This window comes from Bacillus sp. FSL K6-6038 (assembly GCF_038050455.1).
GTDB lineage: Bacteria > Bacillota > Bacilli > Bacillales > Bacillaceae_G > Bacillus_A > Bacillus_A pseudomycoides.
Genome location: NZ_JBBOUH010000001.1, coordinates 1082376 through 1098944 on the forward strand (window position 1 = coordinate 1082376; position 16569 = coordinate 1098944).

Below are 16569 nucleotides of genomic sequence, written 5' to 3' on the forward strand. Positions count from 1 at the left end.
GGAAATGCATTGAAGAAGAATAAGAAGTTAAAACCTTTATCAGTATTAGCAACAGCGGCAGTGCTAAGTAGTACTTTTGCTTTTGGAAGTCATGCAGCATATGCTGAAACACCATCATCATCTCTACCAATAGATGAGCATTTAATACCGGAGGAGCGTTTGGCAGAAGCGCTAAAACAACGGGGAGTAATTGATCAATCTGCATCACAAGCTGAGACATCAAAGGCTGTTGAAAAGTATGTTGAGAAAAAGAAAGGGGAAAACCCTGGGAAAGAAATCATTACAGAAGATAGTCTTACGCAAGAAGCTTCTGATTTTATGAAAAAAGTAAAAGATGCAAAAATGAAGGAAAATGAACAGGCGCAGCAGCCAACAGCAGGACCAGTAGCTGGACAAGATGCAGGATTGAATCCTAGAAAATTAAATGGAAAAGTACCTACTACACCAGCGAAGCAAGAAGAGTACAATGGAGCTGTTCGGAAAGATAAAGTGCTTGTTTTACTCGTAGAATTTAGCGATTTTAAACATAACAATATTGATCAAGCGCCAGGATACATGTATTCTAAGGACTTTAATCGTGAACATTATCAAAAAATGTTATTTGGTGATGAGCCATTTACGCTATTTGATGGGTCAAAAATTAATACATTCAAGCAATATTATGAAGAGCAATCAGGTGGTAGCTACACAGTTGATGGAACTGTAACGGAGTGGCTTACTGTTCCAGGAAAAGCTTCTGATTATGGTGCAGATGCTGGTACCGGTCATGATAATAAAGGACCTTTAGGACCGCGTGATTTTGTGAAGGAAGCATTAAAAGCAGCAGTAGCAAAAGGGATAAACTTAGCTGATTTTGACCAATTTGATCAGTACGATCAAGATGAAGATGGTAATAAAAATGAGCCAGATGGCATTATTGATCATTTAATGGTTGTTCATGCTGGCGTGGGTCAAGAAGCTGGCGGCGGTAAATTGAAAGATGATGCGATTTGGTCTCACCGTTCAAAACTTGGATCAAAACCATATGCAATTGATGGAACACAAGCTTCTGTTCCGAATTGGGGCGGAAAGATGGCTGCATACGATTATACAATCGAGCCTGAAGATGGAGCAGTAGGTGTGTTTGCCCATGAGTACGGTCATGATTTAGGCTTACCGGATGAGTACGATACAAAGTACACTGGACAAGGTGAACCAGTTGAATCTTGGTCTATTATGAGCGGCGGCAGCTGGGCTGGAAAGATTGCAGGAACAGAGCCAACAAGTTTTTCACCACAAAATAAAGAGTTTTTCCAAAAGAATATGAAGGGTAACTGGGCGAATATCGTTGAGGTAGATTATGATAAACTTGGCACGGGAATCGGTGCTGCAACATATTTAGATCAAAGTGTTACGAAATCAAAACGACCAGGAATCGTTCGCGTTAACTTGCCGGACAAAGATATAAAAAATATCGAATCGGCATTTGGTAAGAAGTTTTATTACAGTACAAAAGGAAATGACATTCATACAACACTTGAGACACCAGTATTTGATTTAACAAATGCAACGGATGCTAAGTTTGATTATAAGGCATTCTATGAGCTTGAAGCGAAGTATGATTTCCTTGACGTGTACGCTATTGCAGAAGATGGAACGAAGACACGTATTGATAGAATGGGCGAAAAAGACGTAAAAGGCGGTATGGATACAACCGATGGTAAGTGGGTTGATAAATCATACGATTTAAGCCAATTCAAAGGGAAAAAAGTAAAACTGCAATTTGAGTATTTAACAGATATTGCAGTAGCTTATAAAGGATTTGCGTTAGATAATGCAGCATTAACTGTAGATGGCAAAGTTGTTTTCTCTGATGATGCAGAAGGACAACCTGCAATGGCGTTAAAAGGATTTACTGTGTCTAACGGATTTGAACAGAAAAAACATAACTACTATGTAGAGTGGAGAAATTACGCTGGTTCTGACATGGCGTTACAACATGCACGTGGCCCAGTCTTTAACACAGGAATGGTTGTATGGTATGCGGATCAAAGCTTTACAGATAACTGGGTAGGCGTTCATCCAGGTGAAGGATTCTTAGGAGTAGTAGATTCTCATCCAGAGGCAATCGTAGGGACATTAAACGGACAACCGACTGTGAAAAGCAGTACGCGTTATCAAATTGCCGATGCGGCATTCTCATTTGATCAAACGCCAGCATGGAAAGTAGATTCGCCAACTCGCGGTATCTTTGACTATAAAGGATTACCAGGCGTTGCGAAATTTGATGATTCTAAGCAGTATATCAACAGCATCATTCCAGATGCAGGACGTAAGTTGCCGAAACTAGGATTGAAGTTTGAGGTAGTAGGACAAGCTGAAGACAAGTCTGCAGGTGCAGTTTGGATTCATCGATAGAATTTTAAAGACAGTACTTCTATCTACGGTGATTGTAGATGGGAGTACTGCTTTACTTGTTTGAAAAAGAAATTGTCATAACTCTTGTCTTACCTTCATATAGTGAAACTAACAAGGCTTGTCTCAGGAAAGGAAGGGCGAAGAGTGGAAACTTTACCATGGTGGATTTATCTTGTTATTATCGGGATTGTCGTAAGTGGTTACATGGTTTTATATACTTCGAAAAAAGAGCAAGATATGGATAATGAGTTTATTGAAAAAGAAGGAGAAGTATATATGAAGCGTTTAGAAGAAGAACGCGAGAGACGTAATCAAGAGAGTGATAAGGATTCTGTGTTGCTTTAATCCTAGTAAAGAGTGAGTAACTAATCGGTTATTCACTCTTTTTTTGCGCCATCATTATATTGCGATTTTTAAGATATATCGACCGTTTCTCGTCATATATCGGCAATTGGACATAGGATATCGACTGTTCAACACAACGCGACAAGAATGAGAATTAAAAATTTCTCTTGCTAGCTTTTCTTTTCGCTTAAATTGTGTACTATAAAAGGTAGGATGACGTAAAGAAGGGGAATTTTTGAATGGAATTTCATGAACAAAATATTTTGCCAGCTGTTCGGCAAATAAAAGATTTAGAAAAGTTACTATATAGTTCTTATGAGTATATTGTTATTTTAGACATTCATATCGGTCAATTGAAAAGTGTTGTTGCACTTGCGAAGCAGCATTGTAAAAAGGTATTTTTACATGTCGATTTAATTCACGGTTTGCAAAGCGATGGCCATGCGACAGAGTTTTTATGCCAAGAGTATAAGCCATATGGACTATTGTCGACAAAGGCAAGTGTAATTATGAAAGCGAAGCAAAAGGGTGTTGTCGCGATTCAACGTATCTTTTTAATTGATTCGAGTGCAATGGAAAAAAGTTGTAATCTTTTAGAAAAAACAAAACCAGATTATATTGAGGTGCTTCCCGGAGCTTTAACAGGTGTGATTGCTGAGGTAAAAGAACGGACGGGCGTACCGATTTTAGCAGGCGGATTTATTCGTACGGTTGATGATGTAGAAAGAGCGTTATCCGCTGGTGCGACGGCAATTACAACGTCGAAAAAAGAACTCTGGAAACATTACCAAAAATAGAAAAAGCTTTCTTTTAGGCGGAGAGAGGATCCGTCTGAGCATAGAAGCGGTCAGTACCCATTTTCGTCCCATGCCGTATGAAAACAAAGAGAGAAAATGAGTGGAAGACCGCTTTTGTTTACAAAGCCGCGATTTATATGTGGGAAAACCGAAATAAAAGCTTTCTTTTAGGCGGGAAAGAGGATCCGCCTGTGTAAAAAAGCGGTCAGTACCTAATTTCGCCTTATGCCTTGTACAAACAAAGGGAGAAAGTGAGTGAAAGACCGCTTTTTTCTCGTAACAGTGGCTTGTATGTTGAGAAAAATAAAAAGTGTCGAAAATGTGAAAAGAATGTATTGACACCGCTTTCATTTAAGGTTAACATTATAGATAAGTTAATAAACGTGACGGAGAAAAGAAGAGATCCACATTTCATTGTTTCTATATTTTTTATATAGAAGCATGCCAGGTGTGGATCTTTTTCTTTTGAAAAAAAAACGAATGGCCATTCATTTTACCTCTATCACATTGGAATTATTTAAATTGATTGTGGAGGGATTTTATGTCAGCATTTTTAGGGGAGTTAATAGGGACAGCGTTGTTAATCGTTCTTGGTGGCGGCGTTTGTGCAGGCGTAAGTTTAAAGAAGTCGTTTGCAAAGGATTCTGGTTGGATTGTTATTACGATGGGCTGGGGCTTAGCGGTTGCCATCGCAGCATATGCAGTAGGATCGATTAGTGGGGCACATTTAAATCCAGCAGTAACAATTGGACTTGCTTTTAAGGGAGCGCTTCCATGGAATGATGTACCAGGTTATATCGCAGCGCAAATGATCGGTGCAATCATCGGTGCAATTATCGTATATTTACATTACTTACCTCATTGGAAAGAAACAGAAGACCCAGGTACAAAATTAGGCGTTTTTGCAACAGGACCAGCAATTCCGAATACATTTGCAAACCTTTTAAGTGAAATGATTGGAACATTCGTTTTAGTATTTGGTATATTAGCAATTGGTGCAAATAAATTTGCGGATGGTTTAAATCCATTCATCGTAGGTTTCTTAATTGTAAGTATTGGTTTATCATTAGGTGGAACAACAGGTTATGCAATTAACCCAGCTCGTGATTTAGGACCTCGTATTGCACACTTCTTCTTACCGATTCCGGGTAAAGGTGGATCAAACTGGAAATATGCATGGATTCCGGTAGTAGGACCGATTTTAGGTGGATCACTTGCAGGTTTATTCCATCAAGTTGTATTTGAAGGAAAACAAAATGCAGCATTTATTTATGTGATAATTGCAACTGTGATTGTACTAGCAATCTCTTATATGACAAGTAAAAAGAGCGAAAACAATACAAATAGTAGAAAAGTAGCATAAGGGGGAACCGATTATGAAAAAATACATTCTTTCATTAGACCAAGGAACAACAAGCTCACGTGCAATCCTTTTTAATAAAGAAGGTAAAATTGTTCATTCAGCTCAAAAAGAATTTACACAACATTTTCCAAAGCCAGGTTGGGTAGAGCATAATGCACAAGAAATTTGGGGATCAATTTTAGCGGTTATTGCAACTTGTTTAAGTGAAGCGGACGTAAAGCCAGAGCAAATCGCTGGTATCGGAATTACAAACCAACGTGAAACAGCGGTTGTATGGGATAAAGAAACTGGTAAACCAGTTTATAACGCAATCGTATGGCAATCTCGCCAAACAGCTGAAATTTGTGATGAGTTAAAAGAAAAAGGCTATAGCGATATGGTTCGCGAAAAAACAGGACTTTTAATTGATGCATATTTCTCAGGTACGAAAGTAAAATGGATTTTAGATAACGTTGAAGGTGCAAGAGAAAGAGCAGAACGCGGCGAATTATTATTCGGTACAATTGATACATGGCTTGTATGGAAATTGTCTGGTGGTAAAGCGCACGTAACAGACTATTCAAACGCATCACGTACATTAATGTTTAATATTCATGACCTGCAGTGGGATGATGAGCTTCTAGATATGTTAGAAGTGCCGAAAAGCATGCTTCCAGAAGTACGTCAATCTTCTGAAGTATATGCCCATACAGTTGATTATCATTTCTTTAACCAAAATATACCAATCGCAGGTATCGCAGGTGACCAACAAGCTGCGTTATTTGGACAAGCTTGCTTCGGTGAAGGTATGGCGAAGAATACGTATGGAACTGGTTGCTTCATGTTAATGAATACAGGTGAAAAAGCAGTTGCATCTGAACATGGCCTATTAACAACAATTGCATGGGGTTTAAATGGTAAAGTTGAATATGCGCTGGAAGGAAGTATTTTCGTAGCAGGTTCTGCAATCCAGTGGTTACGTGACGGCATGCGTATGTTTAAAGATGCAAGTGAGAGCGAAGAATACGCATCTCGCGTTGAATCAACAGATGGCGTTTACGTTGTTCCAGCATTCGTAGGGCTTGGAACACCATATTGGGATAGTGAAGTACGCGGAGCGGTATTTGGCGTAACACGCGGAACAACGAAAGAACACTTTATCCGTGCAACGCTAGAATCATTAGCATATCAAACAAAAGATGTATTATGTGCTATGGAAGCAGATTCAGGTATTGAACTGAAAACATTACGCGTTGATGGAGGAGCGGTTAAGAATAACTTCTTAATGCAATTCCAAAGTGATATGTTAGATGTTCCAGTAGAGCGTCCAGAAGTGAATGAAACAACGGCTTTAGGTGCAGCGTATTTAGCAGGTCTTGCAGTTGGATATTGGGAAAACCAAGACGAAATTAAGGCGCAGTGGAATATGGACAAGCGCTTTGCACCAGCAATGGAAGCGGAAACAAGTGAAGAGCTATATGCTGGTTGGAAAAAAGCAATTGAAGCAACAAAAGCTTTTAAATAATTATAAACAGTGTTATAATGATGATAAGTTAATAATTCGGTAGGAGATTTGGAGAGACCACAACACGCTATAGAAGCGAATTCTATAGCGGAGTTTGTGGTCTCTTTTTTCGTTATCAAAGGGAGGAATTACCATGAAATTTTCAAGTAAACAACGTAAAGACGTATTAAATGGAGTAAATAAACAAGAGTTAGATGTGATCGTAATTGGTGGAGGTATTACTGGTTCTGGTATTGCATTAGATGGAGCAACACGCGGTTTATCAACAATTGTGTTTGAAATGCAAGACTTTGCAGCAGGTACATCAAGTCGTTCAACGAAGCTTGTACACGGTGGTTTACGTTATTTGAAACAACTTGAAGTGAAAATGGTAGCAGAAGTTGGGAAAGAGCGTGCGATCGTATATGAGAACGGTCCCCATGTAACAACACCAGAGTGGATGTTACTTCCGTTCCATAAAGGCGGTACATTTGGTTCATTCAGTACATCAATCGGTCTTCGTGTATACGACTTCCTAGCGGGTGTAAAACGCAGCGAACGTAGAAAAATGTTTAGCCGTGAAGAAACAATGAAAAAAGAACCGCTTGTAAAACAAGAAGGCTTAAAGGGCGGCGGTTATTACGTAGAGTATCGTACAGATGATGCTCGTTTAACAATCGAAGTTATGAAAGAAGCAATTGAACATGGTGCAAAAGCAGTCAACTATGCAAAAGTAGACGGTTTCTTATATAAAGATGGAAAAGTATGTGGTGTACGTGTCGTCGATTTATTAGATGGAGAAGTGTATGAAGTATACGGTAAGAAAATTGTAAACGCAGCTGGACCTTGGGTAGATACATTACGTGAAAAAGATAATTCAAAAAGAGGAAAAGTATTGCAATTATCTAAAGGTGTTCACTTAGTAATCGATCAAAAACGTTTCCCACTAGGGCAAGCGATCTACTTTGATACACCAGACAAGCGTATGGTCTTCGCAATTCCACGTGGCGGAAAAACATATGTAGGTACAACTGATACGTTCTATGATAAAGACGCAGCAGTACCACAAATGACAACAGAAGATCGCACATATATCATTAATGCGATTAACTATATGTTCCCAACTGTGAAGATTACAGAAAAAGATATTGAATCAAGTTGGGCTGGTGTTCGCCCATTAATTTATGAAGAAGGTAAGAGTGCATCTGAAATTTCTCGTAAAGATGAAATTTGGACTTCTGAATCTGGTTTAATCACAATTGCGGGTGGAAAATTAACAGGATATCGTAAAATGGCTGAAATGGTAGTAGATTATGTAACGTCATTATTACAAAAAGAAGGACATAGTGCGTATCCGAAAAGTGAAACGAAGCATATGCCAATCTCTGGTGGACATGTAAGTGGATCAAAACAATTCCCAACATTCGTTGCGAAAAAAGCACAAGAGGGAACAAAATATGGTTTAACAGCAAAGCAAGCAGAAGAGTTTGCGAAATTCTATGGATCTAACGTAGATATTCTCTTTAACTTAGCAAAACAACATAAAGCAGAAGCAAAAGAATATAACATGCCGTTAGACGTGCTTGTACCGCTTGTATACGCGATGGATTATGAAATGACAGCAAAACCTGTTGACTTCTTCGTACGCCGCAGAGGGGCTGTATTCTTTAACATTCACTGGGTATATGAGTGGAAAGAAGCAGTCGTTGCATATATGGCAGCAAAATTAGGCTGGAGCAAAGAAGAACAAATGAAATACACAGCTGAATTAGAGAAAGCATTAAGAGACGCTGTAGTGCCTGTAGATCAGCAAGAACAAGCAGCTGCATTAGCATAAAAATAAATACACTTTTTTCCGAACGAAACCCCGAATTGTCCACAATTCGGGGTTTTTTAACAGAATGTTGGGAAACGGGAACTGGACGGCTCCTGTTTTTATTTATCGCAAAGTCGATATCCTTTGTCGAAACGCCAATATATTTTGAAAAACGGTCGATATATTTGGATTTGCGCCTATAAAATTTCATTTACTAGTTTCTACTAACCCATTCTGTTACTTCTTCTACAACAAATTCTCCTGTCTCTTCAACGGCCTAATAAAAAAAGCTCGGCATATGCCGAGCTTTTTTTATTATTTCTTCTCTTTTTCAGCTTTTGGAGTCTCAAAGGTATCTTTTAAATCTTTATCTTCAACCTTCACATCAGCTTTTTTAAGTTCTTTGTCTTGAAGCTCAGCCATGAATTGAGGATCTTGTTTTTTCTTCTCAACTAGGCCTTTTTTAATGTTTGCTTTTTCTTCTTCAAATGATTTTTGTTCTTTAATATCAGTTACTTTGATGATATGGTAACCGAATTGTGATTTCACAGGCTCACTTACTTCATCTTTTTTCAATTTATATGCAGCATCTGAAAATTCTTTTACCATTTTACCAGGTCCGAAGTAGCCTAAGTCGCCGCCTTTTTCAGCAGAACCTTTATCTTCTGAGTATTGTTTTGCTAATTCTTCAAAAGATTTACCTTGTCCAAGTTCTTCTTTTACTTTTTTCGCAGTTGCTTCATCTTTTACAAGGATGTGACTTGCTTTAATTTCAGGTTTATAATTCTCTTTTAATTCTTTGTCAGTGATACTGCTTTCAATAGCTTTGTCCATCGCTAATTCAGCACGAACGCTTTCTTTAAATGAGTCTTTTGTAAAGCCTTGTTGTTTTAAAGCTGCGTCAAATTGATCGCCAAGTTGCTTTTTGTATTCATCATATTTTTTGTCAACTTCTTTATCGTCGACTTTATGGTTTTTAACAAGTACTTTCTCAAGTACCATACCACGTAAAATTTGTTTACCAGCTCTGTCTTTCATTTGTTTGTAAAGGTCTTCTTTTGAAATGTCACCAGCTTTAGATGTAACAATTTTGTCAGATGATCCACATGCTGATAAAGCAATCAAACTTGTTGCTGCTAAGGCAAGCATAGCTTTCTTCATTCAATAAACACTCCTACTATTATGTATTTTTAATTTATCCCGCACAAATGGAGAGCGTCCTCATTTCAGATGATGCTTGTCCAAAAGAGCCCGATTAAGTCTCACTGGTTTCGCCTTCTTATAAAGTTAAAAGCCTGCTTAACAGGGCTTACCGAGGCTGAGGATAAAATTTAGCTGAAGGTAATTTTATTCTATAGTATAAGCAATATGTACAAAATTTAATATATCACATTTCGACGTCTTTTCCTATTGATAAAGAAAAATTACCTATTTGTTTATAAAGATTGTCAGATTGGGAATGAGTACCAATTTGGGCGAATGTGCATATATAGGAAAGAGGAGAGGGGATGGGTGAATGAATTCATCACTTATTTTATTGGTTGTACTGTTTATTTTATTAGTCATTATAGGTATAATTTGCTTATAGAGGAAAAAATGAGGAAGGGGCTTTCCTTCCTCACTTTGCATGAAATATAATTTCTATATAACTAGAAATTAATAGAATGGTAATACATACATTAATAACCCGAAAAGCGCTCGTTTGTCGGCTCTCGGATAGTTGTTTCCGCACACACAGTGTATGTGTCAGGAAATTCGTGTAGAATAGAACAATAAGTGCAAATGTGACAAAAACAATTTCTATAAGAGTCACGAGGAGATACCTCCTTTTGGCCAAAATACATATACTTTTATATATTGTATCATACGATATTTTGTTAGTGTTATAAAATTCAGAAATAGAAGACCTTGTGTTAGAAAGTGAGGGGAAAAATGGACGTTGTAAAACGACTAGAGCAAGCTGAATATTATGTAGAACTTCTTTTCCAAATGATCGATGAAGATAAGTGTCCATTTTATTCTTTAATTATAAAGAAAAAAGCTCGTAAAAAAGATATTGAACGTATACTGAATCTTTGTGAACAATTGAACGAACAATACATAGTAGAGAAACAAGAAGGCTTACTTTTGTTTGATGCTCTTTTGGAGCAGTTTGAAAAAGCGCTTCCACATCAGCTCGAAGTAAACGAGACTGCAGAAGCGCTACATAGACAGGGCTTATTTCAGCCAATTATGCAAGAATTTTTACGCATGACAGCGAAAAAATAATCAATATTATTTTTTAATTAATTTTTGATCGTGTTCCATAAAATTTTCCTCAATACTTTCTAGTGATTTCTCAAAAATATCGATAAAATCTTGTCCATAAATATTTCTTAAAATCGCGATTAACTCGATGTTTTCTGGGAACTTACCATAAAAATTGCGAAGTGCAAGAGCGCCATTAAAGACCGAATTATTTTCAGGGGCATACTCCTCCATTAATTGCAGTAGCAATGTTTCCCCTTTTTCTGTAATTTCAATATACGTATTTCGCTTATCATCTTCTTTTTTTGAAAATACAAGATAGCCGCGCTCTTCAAGTTTTTTGGAAAAGTTAAATGCAGTTGATACATGCATAACGCCAAACTTTGCAATCTCGGAAATAGAAGCCCCTTTTAAATGATAAGCAATGGATAAAATATGATGTTCGTTAATGTTTAAATCATATGGTTTAATCCACTGTTGCCAATCTTTTTCTACGCATTTCCATAATGCCTTCGATAATTGAGCAATGCGTTGACTGAAAATCATGGCTTCTTTTACCGAATAATCTTTTTCTCCACTTTTCATTTACTCACCCACTTTTACATTCTTATTCATTAGTATCTATTATGCCAGTAAAATAAAAATTAATAAAGTCTTTTTGTGAGAATTGTGAAAATTTTTAGGAAAAATTATATTCTTGTACAAATCATGCATAACTGTGGAAGCGTTTTAGGTGTCATAACAATATGTGTTATCTTCACGTAATAGAGGATAACATATATTGTAAATGCATAAAAACACGACATATCTATGTGATATGTCGCGGGAAGAGAAATAGTTATAAAAAATATTTGTTATATGCAAAAACTAAGAATGAAACATCGTTTACGCTTTTTCTGGAACTGCTTGTTGCAGTTTTTCAATTGATTTTTGAATGTCTAAAATCTCTTGTTCAATATGAAGCTTGTTTTGGGAAATATCTTGTTTCCATGTGGAAAGCGTATCCTGCATATCGTCTTTCAATTCTTGAAAAACTTCTTTACCTTCTGAAGCTGTTTCAACAATTTGACGTTTTAATAATTTTGTATCAGCAGTAATATCAGCCAGCGTTTTTTTTATATCATTTCCTTTTTCTTTTAGTTTATCCCGCATATCTTTACCAGAAGAAGGAGTAGAAAAAAGAACGGCTAGTCCAGCGACAGCTCCGCCACAAATGATACCTGTTACAAAGGATTTAACTTTTGACATAAAAGGAAACCTCCTTATTTTTTGTTGGTATTCATGATGTATAAAACAATGCATATGCTTAAGACAAGGGGGGAGAAAAGTGAAACTTGTGACAACAATTTGTTTTATCGTAAGTCTTTTCTTTCTTGTACGTGCTATGCATTTATTGTTATTTATAAAGCAAAAAAGATCGTATCCTCCAGCATTTTGGGCTAAGAAACAAGCCATGCAGTACATTTCTTTTGGAGGAATAGGCTTGTTATGTACAATCGTATTTTATATGTTTCTATAGTACGGTTTACAATTCGTACAAAATAGAGAGAATTCTTACCCTTATTTTACACTATTTGCAATGGTACTTGCGATGTTTTGTAAATTTTCCGTCGTATATTCATTTTGGTGTGATTTCCAAACAGCGCCAAAACCATCGTTTTCACCGTAGCGTGGAATTAAATGAAGGTGGAAGTGGAATACAGTTTGTCCAGCCTTCTCACCGTTGTTATTCAAAAGGTTAAAGCCGACTGGGTTAAATTCAGATTTAATCGCATTTGAGATTTTAGGAACGACAGAAAAAATATGTGATGCGATTTCTGGCGTTAAAGCAAAAATATCTTGTTTATGTACCTTTGGAATGACAAGTGTATGTCCTTTTGTCACTTGGCTAATATCTAAAAATGCAAGCACATGTTCATCTTCATATACTTTTGAGCAAGGGATTTGTCCTTCAATGATTTTACAAAAAATACAATTATCCGCTGTGTGATTCATTATTCTCATCCTTTCAAGTAGTCTTAGCCGTATTTTACCATACTTACATAGGAGAACAAACACGAAAAACAGGAAGCTGACTCAGCTTCCTGCTTTCTGAAGAGGGATTGAAAAAGCATTTAATATAATCTACCGTTCGCAGACACCTCATTTATTTAGGAAATATGTGACAATTCGGCTCGTATTCTGCCTTAGACACCCCATTTACAATGAAATGATAATCCTTTATGAAATGAACTTGTTTATTTTATAAAACAGTATATACTCTCCTCGAGACACCCCGTTTCTAAAATAAAACAAACTATCTGGTTTCGTGTAAATTTTCTTTGTCCATTATGGACACCCCATTTCATGATGATTTCGCTAGGCTATGTTCATCAACTTGGTGGTTGCTTTTTCAATGTGTTCCTTCTTCACTAATTATGATGTCCCATTTTGCAGAGGATATGTAAAGAAATTAATTTTTTTTTTTTGAAGAAATTCGATACTATGTAGTATCTTTTGTTTTTTGGTAAGATGAATGTATACATTCTGATAGAATATACGCTTTTGTACAAACAAATGAATATAACGAAGAAAGTGGTGTCATATGGGACAGTTATTACGTGTGGAAAATGTCACAGGAGGATATACGAAGCGGCCGGTGCTGCAAAATGTTTCATTTTCTGTTAATAAAGGTGAACTTGTTGGTTTAATCGGTTTAAATGGTGCTGGTAAAAGTACAACGATTAAACATATCATCGGTTTAATGGAACCGAAAAAAGGTACGGTAACAATTAACGGAAAAACAATTCGAGAAGATATGACAGCGTATCGATCTAGTTTTTCTTTTATTCCTGAAACACCTGTATTATATGACGAGTTAACATTGGAAGAACATTTAAAGTTAACAGCGATGGCATATGGTATAGATAAGAAGCAATATGAAGAACGCGTCGGGCAATTATTAAAAGAATTTCGAATGACGAATCGTTTAAAATGGTTCCCAGCTCATTTTTCAAAAGGTATGAAGCAGAAAGTGATGATTATGAGTGCTTTTCTTGTTGAACCGTCACTTTATATTGTCGATGAACCTTTCGTTGGACTCGATCCATTAGCGATTCAATCATTACTCCAAATGATGGACAAGATGAAAAAGAGCGGTGCTGGTATTTTAATGAGTACCCATATTTTAGCGACAGCAGAACGTTACTGCGATTCCTTTATTATTTTACATCAAGGTGAAATTCGTGCGAAAGGAACGTTATCTGAGTTGCAATCACAATTTAACATGCCAGGTGCGACGCTAGATGATATTTATATTGCGTTAACAAAGGAAGAAGATTATGAATAGCAAAGCATTATGGAAAGAACGGTTCAAATATTTCTTAAAAGAAGTTCGTACATATAGTAAGTATGTTTTTAATGATCATTTAAAATTTATTTTCGTATTTATCATTGGAGCAGGGGCCTATTATTATCAGCAATGGTTGCAAACACTGACTCCTTCATTTCCGACCGCGCTAGTTATGGCGGTACTATTAGGACTTGTATTAACAGCAGGATCGATTCAAACGTTATTAAAAGAGGCGGATCTTGTGTATTTACTTCCAGTTGAAGAAAAATTAAAACCATACTTTACAAAAGCATTTCTCTTTACATTTATGATTCAGCTATATGTAATCGCAATTGTAGCGGCGGCACTTGCTCCGCTATATTTCCAGCAGATGAAGCAAACAGGAGGGGCTTACATATGGATTGTGGCTGCACTTGTTCTCGTTAAAGCATGGAATTTATTTGTAGCATGGGAAAAATCATTTTTAACAGATCAAGGCATGCAGCGCGCGGATTGGTTTGTTCGCTTTTTATGTAACGGGTTATTTGTATACTTCCTTGTCGAGCGAACTTCAGTGATTTACATCGGAGTAATTCTCTTTGTAATGGTTGTATACCTTGCTTTCATGTATCAAAAGGTACAAGGAAAACCGTTAAACTGGGAATACTTAATTGCAGAAGAAGGAAAGAAAATGATGCGCCTGTACCGCATCGCCAACATGTTTGTCGATGTACCAGCATTAAAAGAGCGAGTATCACGCCGGAAATGGCTTGATTTTGTACTTTCCATGATTGGTGAAAAACGTACATATTTATATTTGTATACACGGACATTTTTAAGATCAGGCAACTACTTTGGTTTATATATGCGCTTACTTGCTATTGGTGGTGTCATTCTTTACTTTATACCGTTTTTATATGGGCGTTTCATTGTGAGTATCGTATTTCTATACTTAATTGGTTATCAACTATTAAGCCTTTGGAAACATCATCGTTTAAAACTTTGGCTTGATTTATATCCAGTGACCGTAGAAGAAAAGAAAAAGGATTTTCTGAAACTGTTAAATGCAATTCTATGTATAGGCAGTGTTGTATTTACCATCATTTTTGCTTTCGCAACAAAAGATATCATCATGACTTGTATTTTACTTGCCGCTAGCATAGTATTTAGTATCGCTTTCGTATATCAATACGGTGCAAAGCGCATCGAGCGTTTAAACTGAAAGGAATGAACTTATGACTGAATATGAAGGGAAGGTCATAAAAGAATTACAGCAGTGGAAACTTACAATCATGAAAAGTTCTTCTATGATGACCAGGTTTTCGAAAAAGGTACAAACGAAAGTACAACAGCTAATTCCAGAAAAAGTGCAAAATGTGTTAACAGAAACAATTAAAAAGATGGTGCAAGGTATTAGCGCCGGATCCAATTTTATAAAACCGAAGTTAAAAGAAACAGACTGGTCGCTCGAAAGAAGAGATGCAGAAGTGTTAAAGAAAATGGACGAGTACAAAAAGATTGCCGCAGCAGAAGGCGCCGGAACAGGAGCTGGTGGTATTCTTTTAGGACTTGCCGATTTTCCGCTCCTGCTCAGCATTAAAATTAAATTTTTATTCGATGCAGCGACTATGTATGGATTCGATACGAGTAAAGAAGAAGAGCGACTTTTTATTCTGCACGTGTTTCAATTAGCATTTTCAAGTGATGATCATCGCAAGGAAATATGGAAAGCGATCGAAACGTGGGACACAGAGAAAGAAAATCATATGGACTGGGAGAAATTCCAGCAAGAGTACCGCGATTATATCGATTTAGCGAAGATGCTGCAGCTTGTGCCGATTATTGGTGCCCCGGTCGGTGCATATGCAAACTATCAATTGTTGCAACGCCTCGGAGAAGTGACGATGAATTGTTATCGTTTGCGGTTGCTTCAGCGGAAGGGAATATCGATTTGATATGTGGCTTTGAAATGAAGTCACGAAGTTTCACCCCCTTTGGTTATGCTTATCAAAGGGGATTTTTATGTCTAAAAGAAGAACATCTGGAGTGGGAGTGTGGATGAGATTTTAGTAAAAAAGGATTATCTTAATCATTCGTACATCAGTTATAAAGAAATTAAAGAGACCTCTATACTTGGAGGTCTTTTGGTATGTATTCTTTACCCGTTTCTATATGTAGAAAAATGATTGGGGAAGTAGTGCTCAACAAATGGAAGTAATCGTGTTACGCTATTTATAGATTGCTTTGAAGTGAGTGATGGTATGAGTATTTTAATTTATAATCTTCGAGTACAGGTCTATCTGGTGGGCTTATATTTTTTGGCAAGTCATATAAAGAGAAAAATTGAAGGTCTGTTGCCTCATTCTTATCATGACTTAAATGACCGTTATATTTTTTACATTCAAAGGCCGTCACAACATTATAGACTTCATCACCATGAGGATATTGATAATAAAAAGCTTCCCCTGAATATGTATGAATTAATTTCAGATTCTCAGCCGTTAGTCCTGTTTCCTCAAACAATTCTCTATGAGCTACTTGTTCAAGTGTTTCTCCTAACTCCATAGAACCGCCAATCAGTCCCCAACATCCATTATCTTTTCGAAGTTGTAATAAAACTCGCTGCTCATGATCTATAACAAGGACACACGCCCCGACCATAATTAAAGGTCTACTTCCAACCAAATTACGCAAATCCATAATATATCCCATATATATGTCTCCTTTAAAAATTCTGCAATCCCTGTACTATCAGAATTAAATTTCATTGTCTTAGTTCGTTACTATGCAATTCCTTTTGGGGCTAAAAGA

Annotated in this window: 18 protein-coding genes; 12 read left to right on the plus strand and 6 right to left on the minus strand. The window is 36.8% G+C overall.

All coding sequences use genetic code 11. The annotated features are described in order from the left end of the window. Positions 1 to 9 precede the first annotated feature (9 nt). The 6 genes from NSQ40_RS05505 to glpD all read left to right on the plus strand — a co-directional run bounded on the left by NSQ40_RS05505 (position 10) and on the right by glpD (position 8222). A complete protein-coding gene (locus NSQ40_RS05505; protein ID WP_098716370.1) occupies positions 10 to 2397 on the plus strand; it encodes an immune inhibitor A domain-containing protein in 2388 nt (795 codons plus the stop codon). A gap of 144 nt (positions 2398 to 2541) precedes the next feature. After that, positions 2542 to 2742, plus strand: a complete 201-nt coding sequence (locus NSQ40_RS05510) for a sporulation YhaL family protein (RefSeq protein ID WP_003195714.1) — start codon at positions 2542 to 2544, stop codon at positions 2740 to 2742. A 239-nt stretch (positions 2743 to 2981) separates the two neighbouring features. Next, on the plus strand, positions 2982 to 3539 hold the full coding sequence (locus NSQ40_RS05515) for a glycerol-3-phosphate responsive antiterminator (RefSeq protein WP_003206079.1): 558 nt from the start codon (positions 2982 to 2984) through the stop codon (positions 3537 to 3539). A gap of 541 nt (positions 3540 to 4080) precedes the next feature. Next, positions 4081 to 4902 carry a glycerol uptake facilitator protein GlpF gene (gene glpF / locus NSQ40_RS05520; protein ID WP_003195722.1) on the plus strand — a complete coding sequence of 274 codons (822 nt, stop codon included), beginning with the start codon at positions 4081 to 4083 and terminating at the stop codon, positions 4900 to 4902. Positions 4903 to 4915: 13 nt separating this feature from the next. Further along, positions 4916 to 6406, plus strand: coding sequence for a glycerol kinase GlpK (gene glpK / locus NSQ40_RS05525; RefSeq protein ID WP_003195725.1), 1491 nt, complete (start codon positions 4916 to 4918; stop codon positions 6404 to 6406). 133 nt (positions 6407 to 6539) lie between these two features. Further along, positions 6540 to 8222, plus strand: coding sequence for an aerobic glycerol-3-phosphate dehydrogenase (gene glpD, locus NSQ40_RS05530; RefSeq protein WP_003195727.1), 1683 nt, complete (start codon positions 6540 to 6542; stop codon positions 8220 to 8222). Positions 8223 to 8516: 294 nt separating this feature from the next. Here glpD and prsA read toward each other — a convergent pair whose 3' ends face one another. Then, the gene (gene prsA / locus NSQ40_RS05535; protein ID WP_003195728.1) at positions 8517 to 9362 is read right to left on the minus strand and encodes a peptidylprolyl isomerase PrsA; all 846 of its coding nucleotides are present in this window, start codon (positions 9360 to 9362) and stop codon (positions 8517 to 8519) included. A gap of 355 nt (positions 9363 to 9717) precedes the next feature. Between prsA and NSQ40_RS29415 the strand changes: the two genes are divergently transcribed. Then, on the plus strand, positions 9718 to 9789 hold the full coding sequence (locus tag NSQ40_RS29415) for a YjcZ family sporulation protein (protein WP_224796251.1): 72 nt from the start codon (positions 9718 to 9720) through the stop codon (positions 9787 to 9789). A gap of 30 nt (positions 9790 to 9819) precedes the next feature. Here the strand turns inward: NSQ40_RS29415 and NSQ40_RS05545 are convergent, their stop codons facing one another. After that, positions 9820 to 10014 carry a hypothetical protein gene (locus tag NSQ40_RS05545; protein ID WP_018766633.1) on the minus strand — a complete coding sequence of 65 codons (195 nt, stop codon included), beginning with the start codon at positions 10012 to 10014 and terminating at the stop codon, positions 9820 to 9822. Between the two features lie 119 nt (positions 10015 to 10133). On the opposite strand from NSQ40_RS05545, the gene NSQ40_RS05550 reads away from it, so the two are divergent. Continuing rightward, positions 10134 to 10469 (plus strand): DUF1878 family protein, encoded by a 336-nt coding sequence (locus tag NSQ40_RS05550; protein WP_003195729.1) that lies wholly within the window; start codon positions 10134 to 10136, stop codon positions 10467 to 10469. A 6-nt stretch (positions 10470 to 10475) separates the two neighbouring features. Here the strand turns inward: NSQ40_RS05550 and NSQ40_RS05555 are convergent, their stop codons facing one another. Next, positions 10476 to 11033: an HTH-type transcriptional regulator Hpr gene (locus NSQ40_RS05555; protein ID WP_003195731.1), complete on the minus strand. Its 558-nt coding sequence runs from the start codon at positions 11031 to 11033 to the stop codon at positions 10476 to 10478. A 300-nt stretch (positions 11034 to 11333) separates the two neighbouring features. Next, positions 11334 to 11696 (minus strand): YtxH domain-containing protein, encoded by a 363-nt coding sequence (locus tag NSQ40_RS05560; protein ID WP_003195733.1) that lies wholly within the window; start codon positions 11694 to 11696, stop codon positions 11334 to 11336. A gap of 79 nt (positions 11697 to 11775) precedes the next feature. Between NSQ40_RS05560 and NSQ40_RS05565 the strand changes: the two genes are divergently transcribed. Continuing rightward, positions 11776 to 11967: a hypothetical protein gene (locus NSQ40_RS05565; protein ID WP_003195735.1), complete on the plus strand. Its 192-nt coding sequence runs from the start codon at positions 11776 to 11778 to the stop codon at positions 11965 to 11967. Between the two features lie 41 nt (positions 11968 to 12008). Here NSQ40_RS05565 and NSQ40_RS05570 read toward each other — a convergent pair whose 3' ends face one another. Next, positions 12009 to 12443, minus strand: a complete 435-nt coding sequence (locus NSQ40_RS05570; RefSeq protein ID WP_003195737.1) for an HIT family protein — start codon at positions 12441 to 12443, stop codon at positions 12009 to 12011. Positions 12444 to 13032: 589 nt separating this feature from the next. Between NSQ40_RS05570 and ecsA the strand changes: the two genes are divergently transcribed. The 3 genes from ecsA to NSQ40_RS05585 are packed head-to-tail and all read left to right on the plus strand — an operon-like array spanning position 13033 to position 15713. After that, positions 13033 to 13776, plus strand: a complete 744-nt coding sequence (ecsA, locus tag NSQ40_RS05575; protein WP_003206087.1) for an ABC transporter ATP-binding protein EcsA — start codon at positions 13033 to 13035, stop codon at positions 13774 to 13776. Further along, on the plus strand, positions 13769 to 14980 hold the full coding sequence (locus NSQ40_RS05580) for an ABC transporter permease (protein WP_033797723.1): 1212 nt from the start codon (positions 13769 to 13771) through the stop codon (positions 14978 to 14980). The genes ecsA and NSQ40_RS05580 overlap by 8 nt, the downstream gene beginning before the upstream one ends. Positions 14981 to 14993: 13 nt before the next feature. After that, the gene (locus NSQ40_RS05585) at positions 14994 to 15713 is read left to right on the plus strand and encodes an EcsC family protein (RefSeq protein ID WP_003195743.1); all 720 of its coding nucleotides are present in this window, start codon (positions 14994 to 14996) and stop codon (positions 15711 to 15713) included. Positions 15714 to 15990: 277 nt separating this feature from the next. Here the strand turns inward: NSQ40_RS05585 and NSQ40_RS05590 are convergent, their stop codons facing one another. Continuing rightward, positions 15991 to 16470: an NUDIX hydrolase gene (locus NSQ40_RS05590; RefSeq protein WP_003195745.1), complete on the minus strand. Its 480-nt coding sequence runs from the start codon at positions 16468 to 16470 to the stop codon at positions 15991 to 15993. Positions 16471 to 16569: the final 99 nt, after the last annotated feature.

Coding starts and splice junctions, on each gene's coding strand:
- NSQ40_RS05555 (WP_003195731.1), bottom strand. CDS start 11,033: ATGAAAAGTGGAGAAAAAGATTATTCGGTAAAAGAAGCCATGATTTTC.
- prsA (WP_003195728.1), bottom strand. CDS start 9,362: ATGAAGAAAGCTATGCTTGCCTTAGCAGCAACAAGTTTGATTGCTTTA.
- glpF (WP_003195722.1), top strand. CDS start 4,081: ATGTCAGCATTTTTAGGGGAGTTAATAGGGACAGCGTTGTTAATCGTT.
- NSQ40_RS05560 (WP_003195733.1), bottom strand. CDS start 11,696: ATGTCAAAAGTTAAATCCTTTGTAACAGGTATCATTTGTGGCGGAGCT.
- glpD (WP_003195727.1), top strand. CDS start 6,540: ATGAAATTTTCAAGTAAACAACGTAAAGACGTATTAAATGGAGTAAAT.
- NSQ40_RS05585 (WP_003195743.1), top strand. CDS start 14,994: ATGACTGAATATGAAGGGAAGGTCATAAAAGAATTACAGCAGTGGAAA.
- NSQ40_RS05515 (WP_003206079.1), top strand. CDS start 2,982: ATGGAATTTCATGAACAAAATATTTTGCCAGCTGTTCGGCAAATAAAA.
- NSQ40_RS05590 (WP_003195745.1), bottom strand. CDS start 16,470: ATGGGATATATTATGGATTTGCGTAATTTGGTTGGAAGTAGACCTTTA.
- NSQ40_RS05570 (WP_003195737.1), bottom strand. CDS start 12,443: ATGAATCACACAGCGGATAATTGTATTTTTTGTAAAATCATTGAAGGA.
- glpK (WP_003195725.1), top strand. CDS start 4,916: ATGAAAAAATACATTCTTTCATTAGACCAAGGAACAACAAGCTCACGT.
- ecsA (WP_003206087.1), top strand. CDS start 13,033: ATGGGACAGTTATTACGTGTGGAAAATGTCACAGGAGGATATACGAAG.
- NSQ40_RS05550 (WP_003195729.1), top strand. CDS start 10,134: ATGGACGTTGTAAAACGACTAGAGCAAGCTGAATATTATGTAGAACTT.
- NSQ40_RS05580 (WP_033797723.1), top strand. CDS start 13,769: ATGAATAGCAAAGCATTATGGAAAGAACGGTTCAAATATTTCTTAAAA.